Source organism: Niallia sp. FSL R7-0271 (assembly GCF_038005785.1).
In the GTDB taxonomy this organism is placed as follows: Bacteria; Bacillota; Bacilli; order Bacillales; family Cytobacillaceae; genus Niallia.
The window spans coordinates 979,693-1,002,005 of the sequence record NZ_JBBOTZ010000002.1 but is presented as its reverse complement, the minus strand read 5'-3'; the positions used below and the strand labels follow the sequence as shown (position 1 = coordinate 1,002,005).

The window sequence follows — 22,313 nt, the reverse complement described above, 5'->3', positions numbered from 1 at the left end:
CACACAAGTTATCCGCAAAAAACGGGTAAGCGTTACAGGGACTTTAATTGCTGTAACGGGAGGGACATTATGAAAGAAAAAGCAGTTGGTTATGTACGAGTTTCAACAGAAGGGCAAGTACGTGAAGATTATAGCTTAGCGTATCAAGTAGAAGAAATTGAGAGGTATTGTGACGAAAGTAAGCTACAATTGCTCCACATATATGAAGATAGAGGACTCAGCGGAGCGACAGTTGATGAAGATGGATTAACAATTGAGCGAGAAGGATTGCAAGAGTTATTAGCAGATATAGAATACCATCAAGTTAGCCAAGTAATTGTACTGAATACCTCTCGTTTGTGGCGCTCTGATATGGCAAAAGTATTGATACAACGAGAGTTGAAAAAATATAACGCAGATGTGAAAGCGATAGAGCAGCCAAATTACAGCATATACACACATGAACCAAATGATTTTTTAGTGAATGGGATGTTGGAGCTATTAGACCAATATCAACGATTAGAGATTGCATTGAAACTAAGTAGGGGCAGAAAGAAAAAAGCTGAACAAGGTGGCTATGCAGGTGGTGGTGTCATGTTTGGTTATACAGTACAGAAAGGACGAAAAGTATTAGAAGTGGATACAGAGAAAGCGATCGTTGTACGGAGGCTATTTGAATTAAGACATTTTTTTAAACATTGGTCACTATCTAAATTGGCAGAACAGCTTAACATGGAAGGCTATCAAACAGAGAAAGGAAAACGATTTACAAAAGTACAAGTGAAGCGCATTTTAGACCGTGAGAGCTTTTATCGGGGGATTTATACATATGGACAAATACAAGCAAATGGGCAACACCCTGCAATAATTTGAAGGGCTACTTAAAAAAGGTGCTCATTTACTTATATATCTTCATATAACGGTGAAAATGGATAGGCTTTCGTACCAATGCGCACCAGTTGGTGAACGCTCGAACTAAGGTTGCCGGCATTTTCATTCCATTGAATAGGAGGATAAGTTAATGCACGAAAGACAGAAGCATTTTTATGTGGGAGTAGATTTACATAAGCAACACCATGTGGCGGTTATTATTAATTGTTGGCAAGAAAAACTAGACGAAATAAAGTTTGAAAATAAACCTTCTGCTTTTTCAACTTTTTTATTGGATATTTATAAACATATGGAGGATGGTTTGACACCCATTTTTGGTTTAGAAGATGTTGGGGGTTATGGGAGAGCGTTAGCTAAATATTTAGCAGACCATGAACAAATTGTAAAAGAAGTGAACCCAGCTCTTTCATATGCCGAACGCAAAAGTCACATGACCACACAAAAAAGTGATAGCTGGGATGCAGAATGTGTAGCCAGAATTTTGGTGAACAAACTAGAGCAGTTACCAGACGCTAAACCACATGATTTATATTGGTCGATACAACAGCTGGTCATTAGAAGAAATGCATTAGTAAAGGCACAAGGTGCTTTAAAGAACCAACTGCATATTCAATTAAGTCACCACTATCCAAGCTATAAAAAGTTTTTTTCAGAAGTAGATGGAAAAACAGCATTGGCATTTTGGGAACGATACCCGTCTCCACCGTGTTTAGAAGCGGTAAGTGTAAAGCAATTGACCATATTTTTATTAGAAGCCAGTAGCAATACATGTTCGGTGAAAAAAGCGAGTGAAATTTTAAAGTTGGTGAAAGAGGATGGAAACACAATAAGAGAACACCAAGAAACACGAGACTTTCTAGTAAAAAGCATGGTCCGAGACATTTCATTTAAGAAGCAGGAAATGCGCTATGTGGAACGAGAATTAAAAGGGTTAATGAGTTTACTAGACTTTCAATTAGACACGATGCCAGGCATAGATCTCGTTACGGCTTCGGCTTTAATCGCAGAAATAGGTGACGTACGCCGTTTTCCAAATGCCAACAAATTAGCACGATTTGCGGCCATTGCGCCAGTTTACTTTGGTTCTGGTGGGAAAGGTAAGGAACATAAAAGCAAACAGGGAAATCGTGCGTTGCATGCGTTATTTTATAACCTCGCCGTACAGCAAGTACAAGTGGCAAAAGGAAGTAAGCTGCCAAGGAATCCAGTATTCCATGCATACTATCAACGGAAACTAAAAGAAGGTAAAACAAAAGGACAAGCATTGGTTTGTATCATGAGACGGCTTGTAAACATTATATACGGAATGATGAAGCACAAAACAGCCTATGAATTACCGATAATAAAAGAGGAAAAAGTAGTAGTTTAATAAGGTTGAAGATAGATTGTTTTTTATTAGTGGATTTTAAGATTACAACATAGGGTACGGGTAAAGTGTATCCAACGAGACAAATAGATTCAGAAACAGAAGCACATATAATTGATAGAGTGAAAGAACTAAGAGGGAATTTAACAAGTAGGTATAAGAAATCTGGTAATTTTGCTGTTGCAGAAGTGGATGTCAGCGGGATAAGTAAATCTGAATTTTATGCTCAAAGTAGTATAAATGAACTCAAAGGAAATCTTGAGCATAAGGTGCCAGATATTTCTTTACGACCTGAAAATCCTATGTTTAAAGCTACAGATGCAGTTGGTAAAGAGGGAGAGAGTTATTTAAGGAATACAGATACGGAGTATAAAATACTAAATGATATTGCTTCTAGGCTTGGAGAGAATAAACAAGCTACTGGGAAAATTAAGTTATTTACAGAATTGGATACTTGCGACAGTTGCAGTAAAGTCATAGCAGAGTTTGCTGCTAAATATAAAAATATTGAATTAGAAGTCATACACAACAATGGTAATAGAATTATTCCTTAAACTTAATTTTTTTGGAGGGGAAGACTGATGAAAGACTGGGAGTATAATGAATTATTTGATGCGATTCAGGAGACATATGAAGAGTTGTTGGAGGAAAACAGGGGATATAGGTATGCTATAGCAAAACTAGCGGATGAATTTGATAACTTAGGTAAGATAGAAGATGTTATTGTTGATACTGCTATTGGAGAAATTGCAATCTGCCATGAGAAAGTTTTTGTTCGGCGCATTGAAGGTATAACAAGAAGATTAAGCATGTTTAATCCACAAGAAGCAGAAGATGAATTAACATTAGAAGAAATAAAAGACTTATCGAGAAGAATAAATAAAGTAATAGAAGGACTAAAAAATGTAGAGGTTGATTATAATCCTTCAGCAGAATAAAGGTTAGTGTTTTAGAAAAAACATATGAACATAAAGCACTTGATTGTCAATTAAAGACTACAAGAGCTTTTTGCGTTTTAGGATAGAAATGAGTAGGCACATTATAATTTTATAAGTGTACTTAGTATTAGTATTAAATTTTTATAGATTGTAATGGGTGTGAACAGAGTATGACGATAGTAGAGGAATAAATAAAGGTTTGTGTAATGTTTTGAAGTCATCGTAAAGTACGTTTTAACGGATGAACATTATGAACACATGTCCACATTGAAATTTTATTACTGAAGGATTTCAATTTAGTTCAGAGGTGAAAAAGGTTGGAAAATAAGATGGATGTATTAAGTAAAGAATATGTATTAGAACATGGTATAGATTTTGATGAGGAACTATGGTTTACCTCTTACAGTGATGAAGTGCTAGATAAACCAGAAGATGAGGATGGAAACCCTTTTACTGGGTTAGCTTATGAGTTATATGACAATGGGAATCTAGCGTATTACTGTTATTATAAGAATGGTTTTAAAGAAGGTAACTATGTTAAATTTCACCATAATGGGAAAGTTAAATCTACAGATTACATGATAAAAGGACAAACAAGAGGCATCAGAAAAATTTGGTATGAAAGCGAAGAACTCAAATATGAAGGAGCGTTTAAGTTTGGCGTTTGTTTAAAGTATACTGAATGGGATAAACAAGGGAATATAATCAGGCAAAAAGTTGCTCCAACAAAAGAGGAGTTAGAACTAATTACCCGATTATCTGATTGTGATGATAATGAATAATTTTGATGAAAAGAAATTAATACAAAAGTTTTCAAAAATCCAAGATGAATTATTACCTAGAATTAAATTAGAAAATAAATTTTCAAATACAAGAAATTCAATTTATCGCAGGGGTAGATTTGGCTTATTGGGATGTAAATAAAACTAAGTATGGTACATGTTGTATTGTAATCATTGATTATGGTACAAAGGAAATTGTCGAAAAAGTATACAGTTACGGAGAAATACCAATCCCTTATATTCCAGGTTTCCTTGTATTTAGAGAGTTACCTTTAATAATAGAGGCAGTTAAAAAGCTAACGAAGCAACCAGATATATATATATTTGATGGCAATGGATATTTACATTATCGTCACATGGGTATTGCTACTCATGCTTCCTTTCTTCTAAATAAGCCAACCATTGGTGTAGCAAAAAGTTATCTTAAAATTCAAGATGTAGATTTTATTATGCCAGAGAATCTAATAGGCTCTTACACCGATATTGTAATAAATAATGAAGTCTATGGTCGAACTTTAAGAACGACAAAAAATGTTAAACCAATTTTTGTTTCTTGTGGGAACTGGATTGATTTAGATACAAGTACTGAAGTTGTTATGAACTGTATTAATAATGAGAGTCGTTTACCTATTCCTGTTAGATTAGCAGATTTAGAAACACATAAAATGAGGAAGAAGTTAATAGGAGAATAAAATAGTATATTCTATACTTATTAAGCAATAACTATAAGTAGGTAATAATACATTTATATAAACTCGTAAGTTTTAACCTAGTATTTGTCACAACATATAAAGGCTGTCGAACTGTTACTAAAAAACTTACAAATTTAATACTACTTAAAAACATATGAGTTTAAAGCACTTGACTGTCTATGATAGGCAACAAGTGCTTTTTATTAGTACAACATAGGACACGGAAAAACTAAAACCTAGGCCATTAATGCTGACTAAAGATAGGAGTTCTTCTAGTACTAAGCAATTAAAGTTATATAAGGGAGCAAAACGGTTAACTAACGCACAGCGTACAAAGTTAATTAAAGATAATTTTGTTAAAGAAACCTCAAGAATTATTGGATTTATAGGGGGCGAATATAAAACAATATAGTAAGAAGTATTGTACGGGATATTGAGTTAAAGAAGGAAATGAAATACATCGAAAGAGAATCAAAACGGTTAGAAAATCTACTAGATTATTAATTAGAGACGTTGCCGGGAATAGAACTTGTGACGGAATCAGCATTAATAGCTGAGATAGGAGATATAAGACGTTTTCCAAATGCCAACAAATTAGCACGATTTGCGGGTATTGCTCCTGTTTACTTTGGCTCTGGTGGGAAAGGCAAGGAACATAAAAGCAAAAGGGAAATCGGGCGTAGCACGCTTTATTTTATAACCTCGCTGTACAGCAAGTACAAGTGGCTAAAGGAAGTAAATAGCCGAGAAACCCAGTGTTCCATGCTTACTATCAACGGAAACATAAAGAAGGCAAAACAAAATAACAAGTATTAATGTTGAATCGACAGAGAAATTCTGATTTCCAAAAATGTACCACACCCAGCACCTAGTGATTTGATTTTCTGGAGTGATGAAGAATTAACACCAGAACAAATTGTAGACATTGCTATAGTCTACAAAGAACAAGAAAACAAGTAAAGAGTCATTGAGAAAATGAAGAGGAATAGAACATAAAATAGAATTAGAAAGATTGAAAGAGTAATTAATAAAAGAAGGGGAAGAGATAATAAAAATAAAGGTGTTATTCTTAAAACAGGATGACATTGAGATCCTTGCAGCAAAGATAATAGGGATTTAAAAGGATATGATAAAAGCTGCGTTTAATGGTATGCGGGAATGTATATGCCGTGCATTGGTGAACGGACAGACTGTTAAGTTGCATGGTATGGTAAAGGAGAGTTTTATCTTTTTAACCGTTCTGGACGTATTGGTAGAAATCCAGCAACTGGTGAGGAATATGATGATATTCCTGAGCCCGAAGCATTGGATTTTTCGGACAACCCCTGCTTAAGCGAAACGTTTGCGTAAGAGACATGATGCTAAGAAAGCAGCAGAAAACAACGAGAATAAATAATAAAGAATACCCACCTGTTATATGGTGGGTATTCTTTATTATTTAAAGTGTAGATGGCTTGCTTCTTTCTGTTTCAGCAATCCATCTAGCAATAGCATTAAGTTGTTCCTGAATTTCATCTCTGCTTGCTCCATTAGATGCATTTGCCATATTCTATCCAAATATCCGCTTAGGTCGTATGGATAGCTTACACTGCCATGCTGTAGCACTGGGTATAAATTTGGTCCTGCTTTAATGTCAGCTTGTCCAGCATGTAAATTTGTGGATAATTCCCATCCTTCTTTATTACGTGTAAGACGGTCATATCATCATGCCTATTCGTGTGTACCCCGAACTCAAAAGTTTCATTTGGCAGGTGGATTGTTTACTTATCACCCTCTAAATAATTTAGTAAATGTTCAACAACATGCTGGTCGTTATAAAATGCTCTGTCTGCTGGTGTTAATTCGTCTGCTCCATTTAGTATCTCCTGCGTAAATACTGGTGGTGGAGTTAATGATGTAGCTAGTTGAAAACCAAGTTCGCTCATTTCGTTGAACGCTTCATTATATGCTTCTCCATAACCTCCTGCACTATTACCCTCTCTAACTAGGTTAAAGCTTTCTTGCAAACGTTGTTTAAGTCCTTCTTGTTCTGCTGTTAGATTAATTCTTTCTACCAATATAATCACCTCGTAAAATATTTTATTAGTTTAATATTCCCTTAGTATCCCTTATTATGCCTAAATCTAGAAATCTATCTTATTCCTTTAACAAGACAGCTTTTTATAACTGCTATAAAAATAAACGCGAAGAAGGAAAAGAAGACAGTATTTGATGTTTCTTTGCCGGGGAGGTTATCCAAGGCTTTCATTGATGGAAAGAACACAAATATAAATAATCAGAAGGGGGAAGTTACCTTCGAACAGTTTCTGCGTAATAAGTAGAACAAAGTGATAATACAAAGAGTAAAAGAGGAATTTCTTTCTATTTAAATTTGCTTAGGCCTAATAATTTCATTTTTTATGTTTTTTTTAATAGCTTCGACCTCGATTGTTATATTGATTTTATCTATAGTATTTTGGCTCATAAGATATTTAAGAAAGAAAACGAAATAAAATCACTATCTAGTCTTAATAAAAAGGGTATACTAGGAGCGTTCTTCTGTTGACCCTTCATTGTTCAGATAGAAAATAGTAATATTACATGGGGTTTCTAAGCAAAAACCCTTCTTCAAGCGTTCGTTCGTATGAATCGGTTCAAAACTCGTTTTTATATAGCGTGTTAAGTACCTCAAGATTTTACTCTATTTATATAAAAAGTACTATATTCATCTCAGTTAAATTATTAAAGGTTTGATTATAAAGGAATCAAAATACGAAAATACTTACTCCTTCATCCGTTAACTAATTAATGAATTGGAGTTGTCCTCAAAAGTATCTAACCTCTTTAAAGAAATCACAACATTAAAGTGGCTTTTTAATAAAGACCAATAGTCTGGATAGATGTAAATAAAGTCTTGCATCACTTCTTCGGAGTAATATAGCAGGTAATCTATTTTTTCTATTTCGAATTTTTCCAAATCGTATAAAAGGGCGTGTTGGATGGTGTAATACTCATTAATCTGATATATATTTGGTTTAACAATATTCAGCTTGTTTGTTTGGATGTATTTTAACAAGTTCTGTTTTTGTAGGCATACACTATCTTCTTTCGATAACCCCCCTAAGGATATCCGTTCATTTATAAAATAAATAGCATTCATACAATTCCTCCGTAATTCATGTTATTTCAATGATTGACAGAATTTGTATGGAATATTCTCGCTATTTACCAATAAAGAAATTTATAATTAATAAATCGTTAGTAGGAATTTGGTTAGTCAATTAGAAACCTTTAGACTGGCTAACAGGCTTAAATGTACAGAGACAATAATTAAACTAAACGTTATCGTTGCTGTTATAAACTGGGAAAGTTATATAACAAAAAATATTGACTTAACTGGATTATATATGAAATACTACAATTGTGGTATTTAGCGTGTAATCAGCAAAACTGCTTGTATGTTCAATTCGTACATAGGAGCTTAATAACATAATTAGGAGGTCTACATTTATGAAATAAGTTAAATGATTCAGCTGCTATTTAGAAAAAATATAATAAATTTTTAGGAAAGAGGTTGAATTTTTATGAAATCATTAAGCAACATACTTAACACTTCCACACTTAGAAAAATTGTGATTTTACTATTTCTTTCTTGTGCAATGCTTGGTTATTCAAACAATATCGTTCAAGCTGAATTAACTAAACACAAAAAACAAGAAACTGTCACTAATCATAAGTTTGCGAAGCTTGAAGAAAAATTTGATGCTAAACTTGGTGTTTTTGCGTTGGATACTGGTACCAACCAAACAGTAAGCTATCATCCAGATGAGCGTTTTGCATATACATCTACTCATAAGGCTTTAGCTGTAGGAGCACTTTTACAACAAAAATCAATAGAAGATCTTAATCAAAGAATTTTCTATACACGTGAGGATCTTGTTAATTATAATCCTATTACAGAAAAGCATGTTGAGACGGGAATGACTCTTGAGGAGCTTTCTGATGCTTCTCTTCGATACAGTGACAATACTGCTGGAAATCTCATCCTCAAACAACTGGGGGGACCACTTGGATTTAAAAAAGCATTGGAGAATATCGGAGATAATGTTACCAATCCTGAGCGATTTGAGCCAGATTTAAATGAAGTTAATCCTGGTGAGACTCATGATACTAGTACACCAAGAGCACTTGCGACTAGTCTTCAGGCTTTTACATTGGGAGATACACTTCCAACAGCGAAACGTGAACTTTTACTAGATTGGATGAAGAGAAATACTACAGGAGATAAGTTAATTCGTGCTGGAGTGCCGAAAGGTTGGGTTGTGGCTGATAAGACTGGAGCAGGATCATATGGTACACGAAATGACATTGCGATTATTTGGCCAACAAAAGGAGATCCTATTGTTCTTGCTGTACTTTCGAGTCGCGATAAAAAAGATGCTGATTATAACGACGAACTTATTGCTGAGGCAACAAAAGAAGTGATTAAGGCCCTAAAAAATAAAAATAAAATTAATGCCAAAGATGAAGATTGGCGCCAGCAATGGCAAGAGGAATAAGAAAAATTCTCTTCTTTCAATTATAAGGAGACTGAACTTTTTTCGCGACTCCTGTTCCTTTTTAGTTCGAATTTGATTTTTAAGGGGGGTAACATGACTAAGAAGCTAAAAAAGAAAAAGAGGTTAACACGCGGAACTTGGCTAGGTAAGGATAGAAGGGAAATTATTGCTGGCCTATTCGCGTTTACTGGATTGTTATTCTTCATTATAACGTTAATTCTATGGGGGATATCCGAGCTAAGCGATGAAAATTTCATTTTTTCGGAAATGCTTGGTTCCTTTAGTGCTGCAAGCCTTTGTCTCTGCTTTGGTATTATTTTTATAGCCTTGATTATTGGGGCAGGAAATTGGTTTGCAAAGATCATTTGTTTACTTATTACCGTGTTAATGATGATAACGAGCTATTCATTTATAGAAACTTCCATTAATCTTTATAAAGATAAAACAGTTTTTAAAAAACAGACAGTTTGAAACTGTTGTAGCAACCCCAATTGGAGCGGAGTTTGATGACGCTGACTATGGAACTGAAATTCTAATGGAATTAGAATTTAATAATCTCACCTTAGACGTGTACAGCTTCAATATATCAAAAAATTATTACCAAGAAAACTTATCAGGAAAGACTCTAGAAATTTCCTACCTCCCAAATAGTCGTTATGCAGTTAGTATTAAGGAATATCTAATGGAAGAAGAATAAGTTTTACTTATATTTTTTTATGAAAAAAAAGCGGCTTGATAAAGCTGCTTCAAATTTTAAGAAGCATTATTCTATAAAACATAATTGAAAGGGACAGTGTTTTTAAATTCTTTTTGACCCGAATCATCATGTTAATTTAATTTCAACCAATATATCTGCAATGTATACAAATTGTCAAAGAAGGTTAATCAGCTAAAACGATTATTGTGATATAATCAATTGTATATATTTTGGTTAATTTACATCAATTGGTATTTCGGTCGAAAGGAATGACTTATCAAATGAAGATGTTTTCTAGGTTAATTGGTTTACTTGGCGTTTTAATACTGTTGGGAGGATGCTTTGGTAAGGCAAGCGAAGAAACCAGTAATACATCAGGTAATTCTGCACCGAAGCAAACGGAAGAATCCTCGGAGAAAGACAAAAACACTCATACCAGCGAGGGTGAAAAAACAGACACGAACGAATCAACTAACACCATCTCGAAAGAACCAGCCAATTCTGGTTCTGAGGACAAATCAAATGAAAGTAACGACTCAAACACAAGTGATAAAGAAAACAAAGATCCGCTAGCTCCGTATTCCAGTGAACAAATCGAATATGCACGCGTTTGGTTGCAACTTGGAGCAAATCAGGATATAGATGAATTAAATATTCGACATATACCTGTTGGAGAACCCATCAATCCCAATATCGATAACAGCGCCACCTACCCAGAAGGCGTTATACAATTATCAGGGTCTCGTCTAATCGACGGATCCATAACTTATAAAGGGAACGGCGATGGCACAATAAATGTTTATAACGCACCAATGCGTTGGGAAGCACCTCCACCCGATGTAGATGAAAAAACACTTCAAGAAGATACAGAAGAGATACTCAACAACACTAAAAAGATTTATATCGAACCTGCAGAGGGTGAGAATATTATAAAATTAATTAATCTTCAGAAGCCATATAGCAAATAAAAAAAACTCTTCATAAGTTCTTTGATATAGATGAATAATATTAATTTTCTAGTGGAAAGGAAAATAAAGCCCGACGAAAAAGTTGGGCTTATTTGTTTTATTATATTAAAAGTAGCGAAATACCATCACAAGTATCCGAACTTAAGAATCATTGTGCTAACACAGCTAAAAGACGGTGTGCTTATGTCAGGTTAGCAAGAATTCGGACTGAAAAATGGTAAGTCCGTTGAGTAAATGGGGGGTAAAATGTTAAAAAAGTTTAAAAGATTGAATCAGGATAAACAAGTTCTTTTTTTATTGGGGTTAAGTGAGACAGTCGTTGATATATTATCAACCTCTCCAAATTTTGAGGCTGTAAATAATACTTTGAAAATCTGCTGGGAGTGGCTCCAAAACAATGAACATTCAGCTGACGAAATTTACAATTTGTTAGACGATGGAGCAGAGGAAACTGGTCTGTTTATGCTGATGCAAGATGAAACAGAAGAGTTAAAGGAACTGGCATTCGGCTGCATTGTAGATGCTGTTTCTTATACAAATTGGATTGCATTCAAAATTGGAGATCAAGAATATTTACCTGCTCCTATTGAAAACGTTGATGAGAGCCTGGTAGAACACTTTTTAGAGGGTTTTTATCAGATAACACAAGTTAATAGGTTTATTGCGGAAAGACTAATGACAATCTTAGAACTAATAAATGAGAATCAAATACCAGTATTAATCCGTAATCGTGCTCAGCTTGAGGTTATTGAGGATACTGAACACTTACACAACTGAAGATTATATTCTTTCACATTATCCTAATTTTCCTTTAAGATGACAACAAAAGAAAGTAGCAAGGGAGTGTTGTTAATGAATAACTATAAATAACTAGCTACAAGTAGGCCTATAGACGATTCTTGAATTATATACTTGAACTAAAACCGTGAAATTGGATATGCACCTGTTAATTGTGTCTTCTCATTTGTTTTTAACAGCCAATGTTAAATTATCAATTAAAAAAAATGGCGATCAGAGGAGTTAATGGGATTAAAAAATATGTAGAAAGGCAAAAGTCAACTAAGACCCCTATACAATATAGAGGTCACATAGCTTTAATGTCTTTTCTAAGTCTTTATTTGTTGGGAAGTTCGATATGAATATGGTTAAAAAGTCAAAATATCACTTTTAGTATTAGTAAACCCACCATCAATCCGTACCACTTCACCATTAATATATTGAGCTTTAGAAGTTAGTAGGAAAGTTACTAGTTCCGCAACTTCTTCTGGTGTTCCTAAACGTTTATGTGGAATTCCACCTTTTGCGTTTTCTACACACAGATTTAGGCTCACATCTGATAGTTCCTTTAAACGAAGAGGATTAATCATGGCTTTTGGGTAGAGTAAGCGTTTCTTAAAGCAGTCATTACTATGTCTGTTGTCATGGAACGTGAAAACGAATAACCTAAATTTTTTTTGGAATCTAAATCCATTACGGAAGCCAGGTAACACCATCCGTCTATTACCGTGTGAATGTAGGTGATATCTCGAAATATTAGGTACTTCTTGGAACAGCAAGGACATTACACATCATCTGAACTGGAAATTGTTGTTTATGTTTCACCAAAAAATCAATAAGCCCTGCATGATTTTCCGCGATTATGGCCAAATCATTTTTAGATTTCAATCTCTTGTTTTAACCGAAAGTTCCTTTTGAATGGAAGCCAGTTCTTTATGAAGGAGGGATTCTTCTCCCATTCTCAATAGGAATAATTCCTTTATCCATTTATAATTAGTCACTTCAGAAACGCCATCCGCGTTGCTTAATTCTTTCACGGAGGTACCGGAATGATATAAACATACTACTGTTTTTTTGAAATCTGGTTTATATTTTTTGTGTTTCTACGTTCCATACGGAGGACACATCTTTCCATGAATTACATTGTAAGGTCTTAACTAAGTTGTGTCCATAAAATTGTACAAACTCCATTATGTAATGGAGGAACTTTGTGTTTTAATATATCAACACAAGTCCAATAGGTATTTTAATTCAAATAACTGAAGTGAATAAAAAAGCACATTGAATTTATTGTTAGTATTGTAATATTATGTAATTGTAATGAAAGCATTAAAACATAATTGCTAAGTGTTACAGTTTTTCTTTCGAAATTTCACAATTTGGTTAGTGGGCAGGCTGGGGAATGTTTATGAATAATTACTTTTTTCTACGAATTATTGTGAAATAAATCACAATAATGATTGTTTGTAATGTTCCGATTATCAATCTTATGAAAATAAAATTTAATAACCTAGCAGGGATGAGGTGAAAGATTTCTAATGTTAGACCAATTATTACAAAATATAAATAAACTAAAATATTTTATTATTATAAACGCTATAATATACTTTTTTGTTTTAATAATTTGTATATACGGTTCCTGCACTTTAAATATTACAGAGAGTTATTCTGATAATCAACCAAGCTATACGGAACTATTATTAAATAATTCTTCAGTATTCCTGCTTTTGCTCTTTGGCAATTTAATATTTGGGATTGGCGGTAGTTTATTATTGCTAATTAATGGCCTGTACCATGGAATATCAATGGGTGTATATATTGGAGATAATAATTTATATAGCCTCTTAATAAAAATACTGCCATATGGGTTTTTGGAAATTTGTTCCTTGTTAACTGCAGCTAGTGTAGGTCAATATATATTTTTTTTATATTGGAAGGGATTTAATAAAGAAAAATCTATAGGGAATAAAATTCGGATTAAGAAATTAATTATTGGCAGTTATTCTAATTTAGTGTTCGGTCTATTTTTACTTATATTAAGTAGTCTGATTGAATATTTAGTTTATAACCGGGGGTGAAACAAACATTGTATAGTATTATAGTTAACCAACTTTCGAAAGAATCCGAAACAAAGGGATTTAAAATATTATCTGATATTCAATTTACTGTAAAAACAGGCGAGGTATTTGGCATTTTAGGTGAAAATGGGAGTGGTAAAACTACTTTAATAGAATGTTTACTTGGATTGAGTATTATAAATGCGGGTGAAATAATTCTATGTAACAAAATCCAGAAGTTCGGGAAAAATACTATAAAGGGGTTAAGTGCTTATTATGTTTCATCTGAGTCGGAAGTATTTGAGTATTTAACTGGAATTGAAAATATTCAATTTAATTGTGAACTGTATAAGAATAAAGTAAGTAACGAAGAAATAGTGAAGAATTTAAAAAAATTTCACATATTTGACCATAAAAATAAACTGGTTAAGGACTATTCAAAAGGAATGAAGCAAAGGCTTATCCTTTGTATGATGGAATTAGTTAATCCAGACTTAATTTTTTTAGATGAGCCGACAACAGGCTTAGATTATTTAGCACTTGATCTATTAGAAAGTACAATTAAAGAATTTAAAAAAAGAAAAAAGACTATTGTAATAGCTACTCATGACATTAAATTTGCTTTTTCAACATTTGACAAGTGGTTATTAATGGAAAATGGAAAAATAAAAACAAGCGGTATAAATAATGAGTTAAGTGGATTAGTAGAAATGTGGAGTATTAATAAGGAGTTTTGATTATGTCTATGCTGTTTAAACTTTTTATAACACAAAAGATTAGGTACGAATATTCAACAGATATACAAAAAGTTGATCTGCTATTAAAATATCTTGTTCAAATCCTTCTTTCTTCAATAGTATTTCTTCTATGTCTTTTTAAGCTCATTTCATTTAATATGGCAAATTCACTAATTATTTCTTTTTTATGGATTAATATTTTTTTTGGTTCCATATTAAAAAGTTATAATGATCTATTTGATTATACTATTAATAATAAAGTTTTCCCTTTTTTTTATATAAAAAAGATAAGTGCAAAAAGACTTTATATTTGGTTGAACATATATCACTATTCTCCAATCTATATAGGTAATATCTTTTATATACTAATTACACCAATAATTTTAAAATATTCAGAAATATCTATAAAGGATTTTGTGATTGGAGAACTTTTGATACTTTTATCATTATTTTTATTGATGAACATTCAGTATTTCAGACTATTTTTGACTATAAAATCTATTCAAACATCTAATAAAATAACAATTGGAAAGTTTATATTTTCAACATTATTACTCTTTTTGGTTTTAATTCTTTCAGGTGAAATCATCCACAGTGTTAGCGGATTTGTTTTAACTGGTAACTTTAAGTTTGTAATATCTTTTGAAAAACTAGGTGAAATGATCAAATATTTACCCCTATTATTCTTGGTGCCATTTCAAGATTCGTATAATGCCATTCTTGTAATCACATTGTACAGTATTATTTTACTTATTATATTTACAGTAAATACTAGATACAAACCTGAAAAAGACTTTATTATGGCAAAAATAGTTTTAGAAAAGAATGCACTCTCTAAAGAAGACACTAATTTAATGAAAAATAATAAATTTATAGATGGTCTTTTAAAAATAAGATATTTAAATAGGAATAAGTTTATTTTCATGCAGATAATACGTCAAAAAGTTTTTTGGAAAACTTATATTGATTATATAGTTTATAGTTTTTCATTTATTGTTGCTTTATTGTTATATATGATTTTTTATAAGAATTTTGAAAGCTTTTTATACTTATACTCTACCTTGTATTCAATAGGGATGACAGTTTTTCTTTTAATAAACTTAAGTATAGACAAATTTATATTAAATAGGGAATTTTATAATAAAGTAAGTATTAGTAAGTATTCATATGAAAATATATTTCAATTCACAAAAATATTCATATATCTTTTAGTGAGTATACCAAATATATTAATTTTTTTTCTGACTTTATGTTTTTCAAATGAGTTGTCAACATTCATAGGAGGAATAAATAATGTTTTATTTACTTTAGTTTTAATAAATATATATTCACTTCTAGTTTTAAGGGGTAACATAAAGCGGTTAAATCAAACAGTCAGATATAAACTGTTTACTACATTTTGCCTGGTAGTACTGCAAATAAAAATGTTTGTAAGTTTTGAATTACTAATTGAAGAAATGATTGAAATCCCAGTAGTTTTATTAGAATACGTATTAATCATTTTACTGTTTCTTATTCTAATAACTTGTGAGATATTTATCAATTACAAAATCAAAAAAAATACAATAGATTAATGGGGAATGAGTTTGGAAAATAATATATATGAAAAAATTTTAATGGATAAATGGGTTTATAGATGTATTATAATTCTTAATTTACTAATATTAATTGTTTTTTACATTGTTGCAGTAGTTGGTTCTTATCAAGAAATAACTTATCCAATTGATCACGACACACAAAGAATTGTTAAGTCTATTTTAATAATTATAGTATTTATTTCAATAATATTTAGTTTCCCGACACTTTTACTGAACATCTTTATTTTTTCTAGACTAATAAAGTGGTATTTATCAATATGGAAAATAACCTTTGACTATAATGTTATTAAAAGTATTGTAAATCTATTTCTGTTATTAAACATCTTACTTGTTACTCTTTATTTTGGATTCATAGGTATTAATGAAATGATTAATAATAGTTTCTTTAAACTTCTTTTTCCTAGTATCCATCTGTTTTTATTTATAGTTTTTTGGTTTATTTCTCTAAAATTAAGAAACATTAGATTAAAAACCATTTTCTTTTCCCTTATTCCTTTAATCCTTTTATTTATAATAGTTCAAACTATCATTCTTAAGATTTGAATTTGAAAGGAGGTGAAAAAATATGTTAGCGAAGTTAACATCAACACTTGGTGTTTCAGCAATTACAGCCAGTAAAGTATTAAATATAATATTTGCAGCCGGTAGAAGTGCGACTGCCATAGCGCGGGGGTTAGCGATTGCAGGATTGGCGTGGCTAGCCTGGTCTGCAGCTGTTTTAGCAGGTGCCTATTTAACAATAAAATGGATAGGAAAAGCAGCAGCAATAGCTTGGTAAATAAGATGGAGTTAAATGAAAGAGTAATAGTTTATTGGTGTATTAATTAACTGAAAAATAAGATTTTTTCAGTATAGGCAGGTTCCTAATTATAAAAATTTGAAAGGAGATGAAGACAATGATAGCAAAATTAACATCGACATTGGGTGTATCTTCACTAACAGCTACTAAAGTATTGAATATAATATTTACAGCTGGTAGAAGTGCAACTGCCATAGCCCGTGGTTTAGCAATAGCGGGGCTAGCATGGCTAGCCTGGTCTGCAGCTGTTTTAGCAGGTGCCTATTTAACACTAAAATGGATAGGAAAAGCAGCAGCAATTGCTTGGTAAATTTAGCAACGAAATAATTTAAAAGCAGGAATGATTCTAAATCATTCCTGTAACCTATTGTCTAATTAATAATACACTTTATTCCCTACCTTTGAACTTAATAAATTTTTAATTTTATTTCATATTTTTTAATGCTAGTAGTAGTTTTACAGAAATAAAAACAGTATAAATTTGTTGATAGAAATTGGGTGTTAATAATTTGAAAAAATCCTTATTAATTGTCTTGGTTATTGCGATTTTCATAATAATAGGATTAATTGCGGGACAAAGGATTATAAAGTTATTGAAAACTCCATTAACTTTAGATCTAGTTACATTAACCGAAGAAGAAATTATTTCAACAGTAATAATTCCGGGGACCATTAGGATGCTCAATGAAGAGTTTATCTATTATATTCCTGAAAAAGGAGCTATAGAACAAATAAATGTCAATATTGGAGATAAAGTAAACAAAGATACAATCTTATTTAATTATAAAAATGAACAATTAAAAATGGATATTAGAAAACAACAGTTGATAATTAAGTCAGAGTATTTAAAAATAAATAGTCTAGAAAATGAAGAAATAAAATTGGCCGAAAGGGAGAAAAACCTAGCGAAAGAGACAGAAAATAAAGTGGAGTTAGAGCAAATAAAATCTGAAAAAGAAGAGGTATTATATAATAGACAATTAGCAAATATTGATTTAAAACAAGCACTGCTGCAGCAAGAAATACATCTTGAGCAAGAAAAGGAACTAGTAGTTAAAAGTAAGACAAGTGGTGTAATTATGGAAATTAATGAACCATCTTCTAATTCCCTAAATAATGAACCATTTATTTATATTGGTGATACAAGTCGATTAATGGTTTATGGATATATTTCTGAGTATGATGCTTTATCAGTAAAAGAAGGACAGAAAGCTGTAATCAAAACAGATATACTTCCGAATGAAAAGTGGTTTGGAACCGTTGAGTATGTATCTGCCCTTCCAGATAATACTGAATTTAGTAATCAATCTGATTCTTATACTAAGGTACAATATCCCATTCATGTTTCAATTAAGACACCTAAGAAGATAAAACCGGGATTTCAAGTGATTACGGAAATAGAAACGGAGAAACACTTAGCTTACACTCTGCCAATTGAAGCCCTGTTGCAAAGGGGTGATGAAAATATAGTTTATTGCGTCAAAAATGGTAAAGCTGTTAGTAAAAGTGTAGAAATTGGAACTTCAACTGAAACAAAAGTAGAAATATTAAAAGGGATCAACAATAAAGATAAAATAATAATAAATCCACCAGAAAAGCTTAAAGAAGGAATGGAAGTGACAGCTAAATGATCCAGCTTCAATCTGTAAAAAAAAGCTATCCCGTAAATAATAATTCTATATGTGTACTTAACAAAATTAATTTGAATGTAGAAGCAGGAGAATATATATCAATTATGGGTCCATCAGGTTCTGGGAAATCTACAATAATGAATATAATTGGATGTTTAGATCAACCTTCTGACGGAAAATATCTTTTTCAGGGAAAAGATATAACTAGTTATCAGGATCAACAATTAGCAAGAATTAGGAACCGCTCAATTGGTTTTGTGTATCAACAATTTAATTTACTTCCAAGGTTAAGTGTAAAGAGGAATGTTGAATTACCAATGATTTATGCAGGGATAAAAAAAAAGGAACGCGATAAGCGTACTTTTAGCGCATTGGAAAAAATGAATTTAAAAAATTTCTTAAATTATATGCCTAATTCATTATCAGGAGGTCAGAAGCAAAGAGTAGCAATTGCTCGTGCAATTGTAAACAATCCTGATTTAATTCTAGCTGACGAGCCAACAGGATCACTCGATAGTAGCACAAGTTTATCAATAATCGAATATTTTAATCTGTTAAATAGAGAGGGTACTACAATTATTCTTGTAACTCATAATAAAGAAATAGCTGCATTCTCTAAGCGTAAAATCTTTGTTAAAGATGGAGATATTATTAAAGATGGTTAATAAGGCTATATTAGAAAACATAACAATGGCTTTTTCGTCAATTGTAGCACATAAGATGAGATCAACACTTACAATGTTAGGAATTATTATAGGAGTAGCTGCTGTTATTATAGTAGTAGCAATTGGCCGTGGCGGAGAAGAGATGTTAAAATCCCAAATAATAGGTCCTGGAAATACATTGAAAATATATTACGAACCTTCGGAAGAAGAAATATTGGGCAACACAAATATATTAGAAATTTCCCCTTTCACACAACAAGATATAAAATCTCTAAGTACTATATCAGAGGTTAAAAAAGTTGTAGCTTCAAGTTCTAAATTTTTTAATGTTAGTTACCAAGATAAAGCCATAGATGCTAATGTTATGGGAATTAACTATACCTATTTTGATTTAAACAAACAAACTGCCCAAATGGGTTATTTGTTTTCGGATGCGGATTATATTGGAGGAAATAGAACTGTTATTATAAGTAAAAGCATACATGATAAATTGTTTAATGGCGAACCATCAATAGGAAAGATTATTAGGGTTGGTCAGCAGCCTTTAAAAATAATAGGCATACTTGAAGAAGAAACAGGTATGTTTTCGGTTGATGGAATGGAAATTTATCTGCCATGGAATACTTGGAGATATATATTTGGAGAGTACAATTATAATGAAGTTACTTTACAAGTCATTGACCCTGATAAAATTGAAATTGCTGGTGATAAAGCATCAGTAATATTAAATAAAAACCATAACACTAAAAATACCTACTCTGTCTTAAACAGTCAGCAACTTTCACATGGAATTGGTCAGATTACCAGAATAATGACTATAATTATTGGTAGTATTGCTGGAATTGCACTTTTTGTTGGTGGAATAGGAGTAATGAACATAATCTTAGTATCTGTTACCGAAAGAACAAAAGAGATAGGCATTAGAAAAGCATTGGGTGCGACTAGAAAACAAATACTTTTTCAATTTCTTGCGGAAGCTGTTACATTAACCTCTATTGGTGGATTTATAGGGATAATTATTGGAGTAAGTATATCAACACTTATATCAGTTCTTGCTGGCTGGCCTACTGTACTTTCAGTAGAAATTATTTTATTAGCATTGCTATTTTCAATGGGAATAGGCATTGTTTTTGGTATTTTACCTGCAAATAAAGCATCGAAACTTAATCCTATTGAGTCACTGAGGTATGAGTAAGTGCAGTAAACAAAGAATATAGTAATTCTTATTTCTAATTAAATAATTCTGCAGGTTTGTCTTTAAAAAAGTAATCATTATATCAACCTAATATTTTTCTGCATAGAAAATTTAGAATCTATTCATGGGATTTTTTTATGCTATAAAGAGTCATACTGAAAGACAATATTTATAGAAATAATATACAATTGGGAGGGAATGGTAGATTACAGTTAATTCAATACGCAGACTTAGGGTGCTCCATAATTTAATGAACATATGCCTATTAATAATAAAATTTATACTTTATTTGATTATTGTAAAGCATAGGTATAAAAGAACTTGCTTTTATTTGAGTAAATAAAATAATTACGGATAAAACTAATAACCGAAATAAAGCACCTCCAATTGTTAGCAGTGTTTCTAACCAATTGGGGTGCAATTCATATTAGAACCTTCTATTTATCAAAATAAAAATTAACTAATCCAAAGAAACCCAAACACTCTTAACCTCCGTATAATTCTCAAGCGCATAGGACCCCATCTCACGCCCAATACCAGATTGCTTATACCCTCCAAACGGAGAAGCAGCATCAAACGTATTATAACAATTCACCCAAACAGTCCCTGCACGGAGCTTGCTCGCAATATAATGTGCTTTTCCAACATTCTGCGTCCACACACCTGCTGCTAAGCCATACTCACTGCTATTAGCACGGTTAATCAACTCATCCAAATCATCATATGGCATCGCTGAAATAACCGGACCAAAGATCTCTTCCTTCGCAATCGTCATTTCATCTCGCACATCAGCAAATATTGTAGGGGAAACGAAGTAACCCTGTTCCTGTGGCTTAGTACCACCAACAACTAGCTGTGCACCTTCATTTAACCCTTTTTCAATATAACCAAGTACGCGATTCTGCTGCTCAACAGAAACTAGCGGGCCGATTTCTGTATCTGCATGAATACCAGCACCTTGTTGAATATTTTTAGCGTGGGATGCCATATCAGCAACCACATTATCGAAGTGTTTCTTTTGGATAAACACGCGGGAACCTGCACAGCAAACTTGGCCTTGGTTAAACATAACCCCGTTTAGGGCACCAGGAATTGCCTTCGATAAATCAGCATCAGGCAAGATGATATTCGGTGATTTACCGCCTAGCTCCAATGTAACACGTTTTAATGTTTTAGAGGCATTTGCCATAATCAGTTTTCCGACTTCAGTCGAACCGGTAAAGGCAATTTTATCTACTAATGGATGATCTACTAGCGGCTGGCCTGCTGTTTCGCCGAAGCCTGGGACGATGTTGACGACTCCTTCTGGGAAGCCGGCTTGTTGGATTAATTCTGCGAGGTAAAGGGCTGAAAGTGGTGTTTGTTCAGCTGGTTTTAGGACGACGGTACAGCCTGTTGCGAGTGCGGCGCCGAGCTTCCACATGGCCATTAGGAGCGGGAAGTTCCATGGAATGATTTGCCCGACGACTCCGACTGCTTCATGGCGTGTGTAGTTTAGGAATGGTCCGCTGACTGGGATTGTCTGGCCGACGATTTTTGTGGACCAGCCTGCGTAGTAGCGCATATGCTCGACTGCCAGCGGGATATCGGCATTGGTTGTTTCGCGGATTGGTTTGCCGTTATCTAATGTTTCGAGCTGGGCTAGCTCGGCGCTGTTTTCTTCCATTAAATCTGCGAGTTTGTACATGAGGCGGCTTCTCTCTGATGCACTGATTTTGGACCATGGGCCTTCATCGAATGCTTTGCGGGCTGCTTTGACGGCACGGTCGATGTCTTCTGGGCCTGCTTCGAAAACAGTTGCTAAAACCTCTCCAGTTGCCGGGTTGTATGTATCGAAGGTTTTTTGTGAGGTGCTTTCAACAAATTCACCGTTAATAAATAGTTTTTTCTGGCCGTTTAGGAATCTTTCCACCTTTTCTTTTAGCACTCCAGATAATTGAGTCATCTAACTCCTCCTTATTTTTTGGAATCGCTTACAAAAGTAATGTTAACACCGTGAAAAT

General features: G+C 32.8%; 20 protein-coding genes and 6 pseudogenes. 20 read left to right on the top strand and 6 right to left on the bottom strand.

Annotated elements, in window-relative coordinates:
- Positions 1–69 precede the first annotated feature (69 nt).
- From MKX82_RS25045 to MKX82_RS30475, 8 genes and pseudogenes are all read left to right on the top strand, one after another.
- A complete protein-coding gene (locus tag MKX82_RS25045; RefSeq protein ID WP_341080915.1) occupies positions 70–852 on the top strand; it encodes a recombinase family protein in 783 nt (260 codons plus the stop codon).
- Between the two features lie 148 nt (positions 853–1,000).
- Complete coding sequence (locus tag MKX82_RS25040) at positions 1,001–2,239, top strand: IS110 family transposase (RefSeq protein ID WP_341080914.1); 1,239 nt, start codon at positions 1,001–1,003, stop codon at positions 2,237–2,239.
- A gap of 119 nt (positions 2,240–2,358) precedes the next feature.
- Positions 2,359–2,790 carry a deaminase domain-containing protein gene (locus MKX82_RS25035; RefSeq protein ID WP_341080912.1) on the top strand — a complete coding sequence of 144 codons (432 nt, stop codon included), beginning with the start codon at positions 2,359–2,361 and terminating at the stop codon, positions 2,788–2,790.
- A gap of 27 nt (positions 2,791–2,817) precedes the next feature.
- Positions 2,818–3,174, top strand: a complete 357-nt coding sequence (locus tag MKX82_RS25030) for an Imm3 family immunity protein (RefSeq protein ID WP_341080910.1) — start codon at positions 2,818–2,820, stop codon at positions 3,172–3,174.
- 329 nt (positions 3,175–3,503) lie between these two features.
- Complete coding sequence (locus MKX82_RS25025; RefSeq protein WP_341081636.1) at positions 3,504–3,956, top strand: toxin-antitoxin system YwqK family antitoxin; 453 nt, start codon at positions 3,504–3,506, stop codon at positions 3,954–3,956.
- Positions 3,949–4,648 (top strand): annotated as a pseudogene (locus MKX82_RS25020) (endonuclease V). Before MKX82_RS25025 ends, MKX82_RS25020 begins: the two are co-directional and overlap by 8 nt.
- A 408-nt stretch (positions 4,649–5,056) precedes the next feature.
- A pseudogene (locus MKX82_RS25015) lies at positions 5,057–5,451 on the top strand (transposase); the annotation flags it as partial.
- Between the two features lie 34 nt (positions 5,452–5,485).
- Positions 5,486–5,608, top strand: a pseudogene (locus MKX82_RS30475) (bacteriocin immunity protein); the annotation flags it as partial.
- An 800-nt stretch (positions 5,609–6,408) separates the two neighbouring features.
- Here MKX82_RS30475 and MKX82_RS25010 read toward each other — a convergent pair.
- A complete protein-coding gene (locus MKX82_RS25010) occupies positions 6,409–6,705 on the bottom strand; it encodes a hypothetical protein (protein WP_341080908.1) in 297 nt (98 codons plus the stop codon).
- Positions 6,706–7,424: 719 nt separating this feature from the next.
- Positions 7,425–7,787: a hypothetical protein gene (locus tag MKX82_RS25005; RefSeq protein ID WP_341080905.1), complete on the bottom strand. Its 363-nt coding sequence runs from the start codon at positions 7,785–7,787 to the stop codon at positions 7,425–7,427.
- Between the two features lie 424 nt (positions 7,788–8,211).
- On the opposite strand from MKX82_RS25005, the gene bla reads away from it, so the two are divergent.
- The 4 genes from bla to MKX82_RS24985 all read left to right on the top strand — a co-directional run bounded on the left by bla (position 8,212) and on the right by MKX82_RS24985 (position 11,628).
- Complete coding sequence (gene bla / locus MKX82_RS25000; protein WP_341080904.1) at positions 8,212–9,186, top strand: class A beta-lactamase; 975 nt, start codon at positions 8,212–8,214, stop codon at positions 9,184–9,186.
- 93 nt (positions 9,187–9,279) lie between these two features.
- Positions 9,280–9,657 (top strand): hypothetical protein, encoded by a 378-nt coding sequence (locus MKX82_RS24995; protein ID WP_341080902.1) that lies wholly within the window; start codon positions 9,280–9,282, stop codon positions 9,655–9,657.
- Between the two features lie 507 nt (positions 9,658–10,164).
- Entirely contained in the window at positions 10,165–10,851 is a 687-nt protein-coding gene (locus MKX82_RS24990) for a hypothetical protein (RefSeq protein WP_341080900.1), read from the top strand.
- Positions 10,852–11,097: 246 nt separating this feature from the next.
- Positions 11,098–11,628, top strand: a complete 531-nt coding sequence (locus MKX82_RS24985; protein ID WP_341080898.1) for an Imm6 family immunity protein — start codon at positions 11,098–11,100, stop codon at positions 11,626–11,628.
- 368 nt (positions 11,629–11,996) lie between these two features.
- On the opposite strand, the pseudogene MKX82_RS24980 reads toward MKX82_RS24985, so the two are convergent.
- The 3 pseudogenes from MKX82_RS24980 to MKX82_RS24970 all read right to left on the bottom strand — a co-directional run.
- Positions 11,997–12,161: pseudogene (locus MKX82_RS24980) on the bottom strand (SDR family oxidoreductase); the annotation flags it as partial.
- Between the two features lie 56 nt (positions 12,162–12,217).
- Positions 12,218–12,376, bottom strand: a pseudogene (locus MKX82_RS24975) (IS3-like element ISBce13 family transposase); the annotation flags it as partial.
- Positions 12,377–12,512: 136 nt separating this feature from the next.
- Positions 12,513–12,716, bottom strand: a pseudogene (locus tag MKX82_RS24970) (helix-turn-helix domain-containing protein); the annotation flags it as partial.
- Positions 12,717–13,166: 450 nt separating this feature from the next.
- Between MKX82_RS24970 and MKX82_RS24965 the strand changes: the two are divergent.
- The 8 genes from MKX82_RS24965 (at position 13,167) to MKX82_RS24930 (ending at position 20,310) form a co-directional block, all read left to right on the top strand.
- On the top strand, positions 13,167–13,706 hold the full coding sequence (locus MKX82_RS24965; protein ID WP_341080897.1) for a stage II sporulation protein M: 540 nt from the start codon (positions 13,167–13,169) through the stop codon (positions 13,704–13,706).
- Positions 13,707–13,714: 8 nt separating this feature from the next.
- Positions 13,715–14,422, top strand: coding sequence for an ABC transporter ATP-binding protein (locus MKX82_RS24960; RefSeq protein WP_341080896.1), 708 nt, complete (start codon positions 13,715–13,717; stop codon positions 14,420–14,422).
- A gap of 2 nt (positions 14,423–14,424) precedes the next feature.
- The gene (locus MKX82_RS24955) at positions 14,425–15,996 is read left to right on the top strand and encodes a hypothetical protein (RefSeq protein ID WP_341080895.1); all 1,572 of its coding nucleotides are present in this window, start codon (positions 14,425–14,427) and stop codon (positions 15,994–15,996) included.
- Positions 15,997–16,585: 589 nt separating this feature from the next.
- Positions 16,586–16,798 (top strand): hypothetical protein, encoded by a 213-nt coding sequence (locus MKX82_RS24950; RefSeq protein ID WP_341080894.1) that lies wholly within the window; start codon positions 16,586–16,588, stop codon positions 16,796–16,798.
- A gap of 118 nt (positions 16,799–16,916) precedes the next feature.
- Positions 16,917–17,129, top strand: a complete 213-nt coding sequence (locus tag MKX82_RS24945; protein WP_341080893.1) for an uberolysin/carnocyclin family circular bacteriocin — start codon at positions 16,917–16,919, stop codon at positions 17,127–17,129.
- Positions 17,130–17,313: 184 nt separating this feature from the next.
- Complete coding sequence (locus tag MKX82_RS24940) at positions 17,314–18,450, top strand: efflux RND transporter periplasmic adaptor subunit (protein ID WP_341080891.1); 1,137 nt, start codon at positions 17,314–17,316, stop codon at positions 18,448–18,450.
- A complete protein-coding gene (locus tag MKX82_RS24935) occupies positions 18,447–19,115 on the top strand; it encodes an ABC transporter ATP-binding protein (RefSeq protein ID WP_341080889.1) in 669 nt (222 codons plus the stop codon). Before MKX82_RS24940 ends, MKX82_RS24935 begins: the two co-directional genes overlap by 4 nt.
- Complete coding sequence (locus MKX82_RS24930; protein ID WP_341080887.1) at positions 19,090–20,310, top strand: ABC transporter permease; 1,221 nt, start codon at positions 19,090–19,092, stop codon at positions 20,308–20,310. The genes MKX82_RS24935 and MKX82_RS24930 overlap by 26 nt, the downstream gene beginning before the upstream one ends.
- Positions 20,311–20,770: 460 nt before the next feature.
- Here MKX82_RS24930 and MKX82_RS24925 read toward each other — a convergent pair whose 3' ends face one another.
- Complete coding sequence (locus MKX82_RS24925; RefSeq protein WP_233315245.1) at positions 20,771–22,255, bottom strand: aldehyde dehydrogenase family protein; 1,485 nt, start codon at positions 22,253–22,255, stop codon at positions 20,771–20,773.
- Positions 22,256–22,313 lie beyond the last annotated feature (58 nt).

Bases quoted from the DNA above. Each gene is read 5' to 3' on its own strand.
- MKX82_RS24925 (WP_233315245.1), bottom strand. From the start codon at position 22,255: ATGACTCAATTATCTGGAGTGCTAAAAGAAAAGGTGGAAAGATTCCTA.
- MKX82_RS25040 (WP_341080914.1), top strand. From the start codon at position 1,001: ATGCACGAAAGACAGAAGCATTTTTATGTGGGAGTAGATTTACATAAG.
- MKX82_RS24995 (WP_341080902.1), top strand. From the start codon at position 9,280: ATGACTAAGAAGCTAAAAAAGAAAAAGAGGTTAACACGCGGAACTTGG.
- MKX82_RS25030 (WP_341080910.1), top strand. From the start codon at position 2,818: ATGAAAGACTGGGAGTATAATGAATTATTTGATGCGATTCAGGAGACA.
- MKX82_RS25005 (WP_341080905.1), bottom strand. From the start codon at position 7,787: ATGAATGCTATTTATTTTATAAATGAACGGATATCCTTAGGGGGGTTA.
- MKX82_RS24945 (WP_341080893.1), top strand. From the start codon at position 16,917: ATGATAGCAAAATTAACATCGACATTGGGTGTATCTTCACTAACAGCT.
- MKX82_RS24965 (WP_341080897.1), top strand. From the start codon at position 13,167: ATGTTAGACCAATTATTACAAAATATAAATAAACTAAAATATTTTATT.
- bla (WP_341080904.1), top strand. From the start codon at position 8,212: ATGAAATCATTAAGCAACATACTTAACACTTCCACACTTAGAAAAATT.
- MKX82_RS24930 (WP_341080887.1), top strand. From the start codon at position 19,090: ATGGAGATATTATTAAAGATGGTTAATAAGGCTATATTAGAAAACATA.
- MKX82_RS24950 (WP_341080894.1), top strand. From the start codon at position 16,586: ATGTTAGCGAAGTTAACATCAACACTTGGTGTTTCAGCAATTACAGCC.
- MKX82_RS25045 (WP_341080915.1), top strand. From the start codon at position 70: ATGAAAGAAAAAGCAGTTGGTTATGTACGAGTTTCAACAGAAGGGCAA.
- MKX82_RS24955 (WP_341080895.1), top strand. From the start codon at position 14,425: ATGTCTATGCTGTTTAAACTTTTTATAACACAAAAGATTAGGTACGAA.
- MKX82_RS24990 (WP_341080900.1), top strand. From the start codon at position 10,165: ATGAAGATGTTTTCTAGGTTAATTGGTTTACTTGGCGTTTTAATACTG.
- MKX82_RS25025 (WP_341081636.1), top strand. From the start codon at position 3,504: ATGGATGTATTAAGTAAAGAATATGTATTAGAACATGGTATAGATTTT.
- MKX82_RS24985 (WP_341080898.1), top strand. From the start codon at position 11,098: ATGTTAAAAAAGTTTAAAAGATTGAATCAGGATAAACAAGTTCTTTTT.
- MKX82_RS24935 (WP_341080889.1), top strand. From the start codon at position 18,447: ATGATCCAGCTTCAATCTGTAAAAAAAAGCTATCCCGTAAATAATAAT.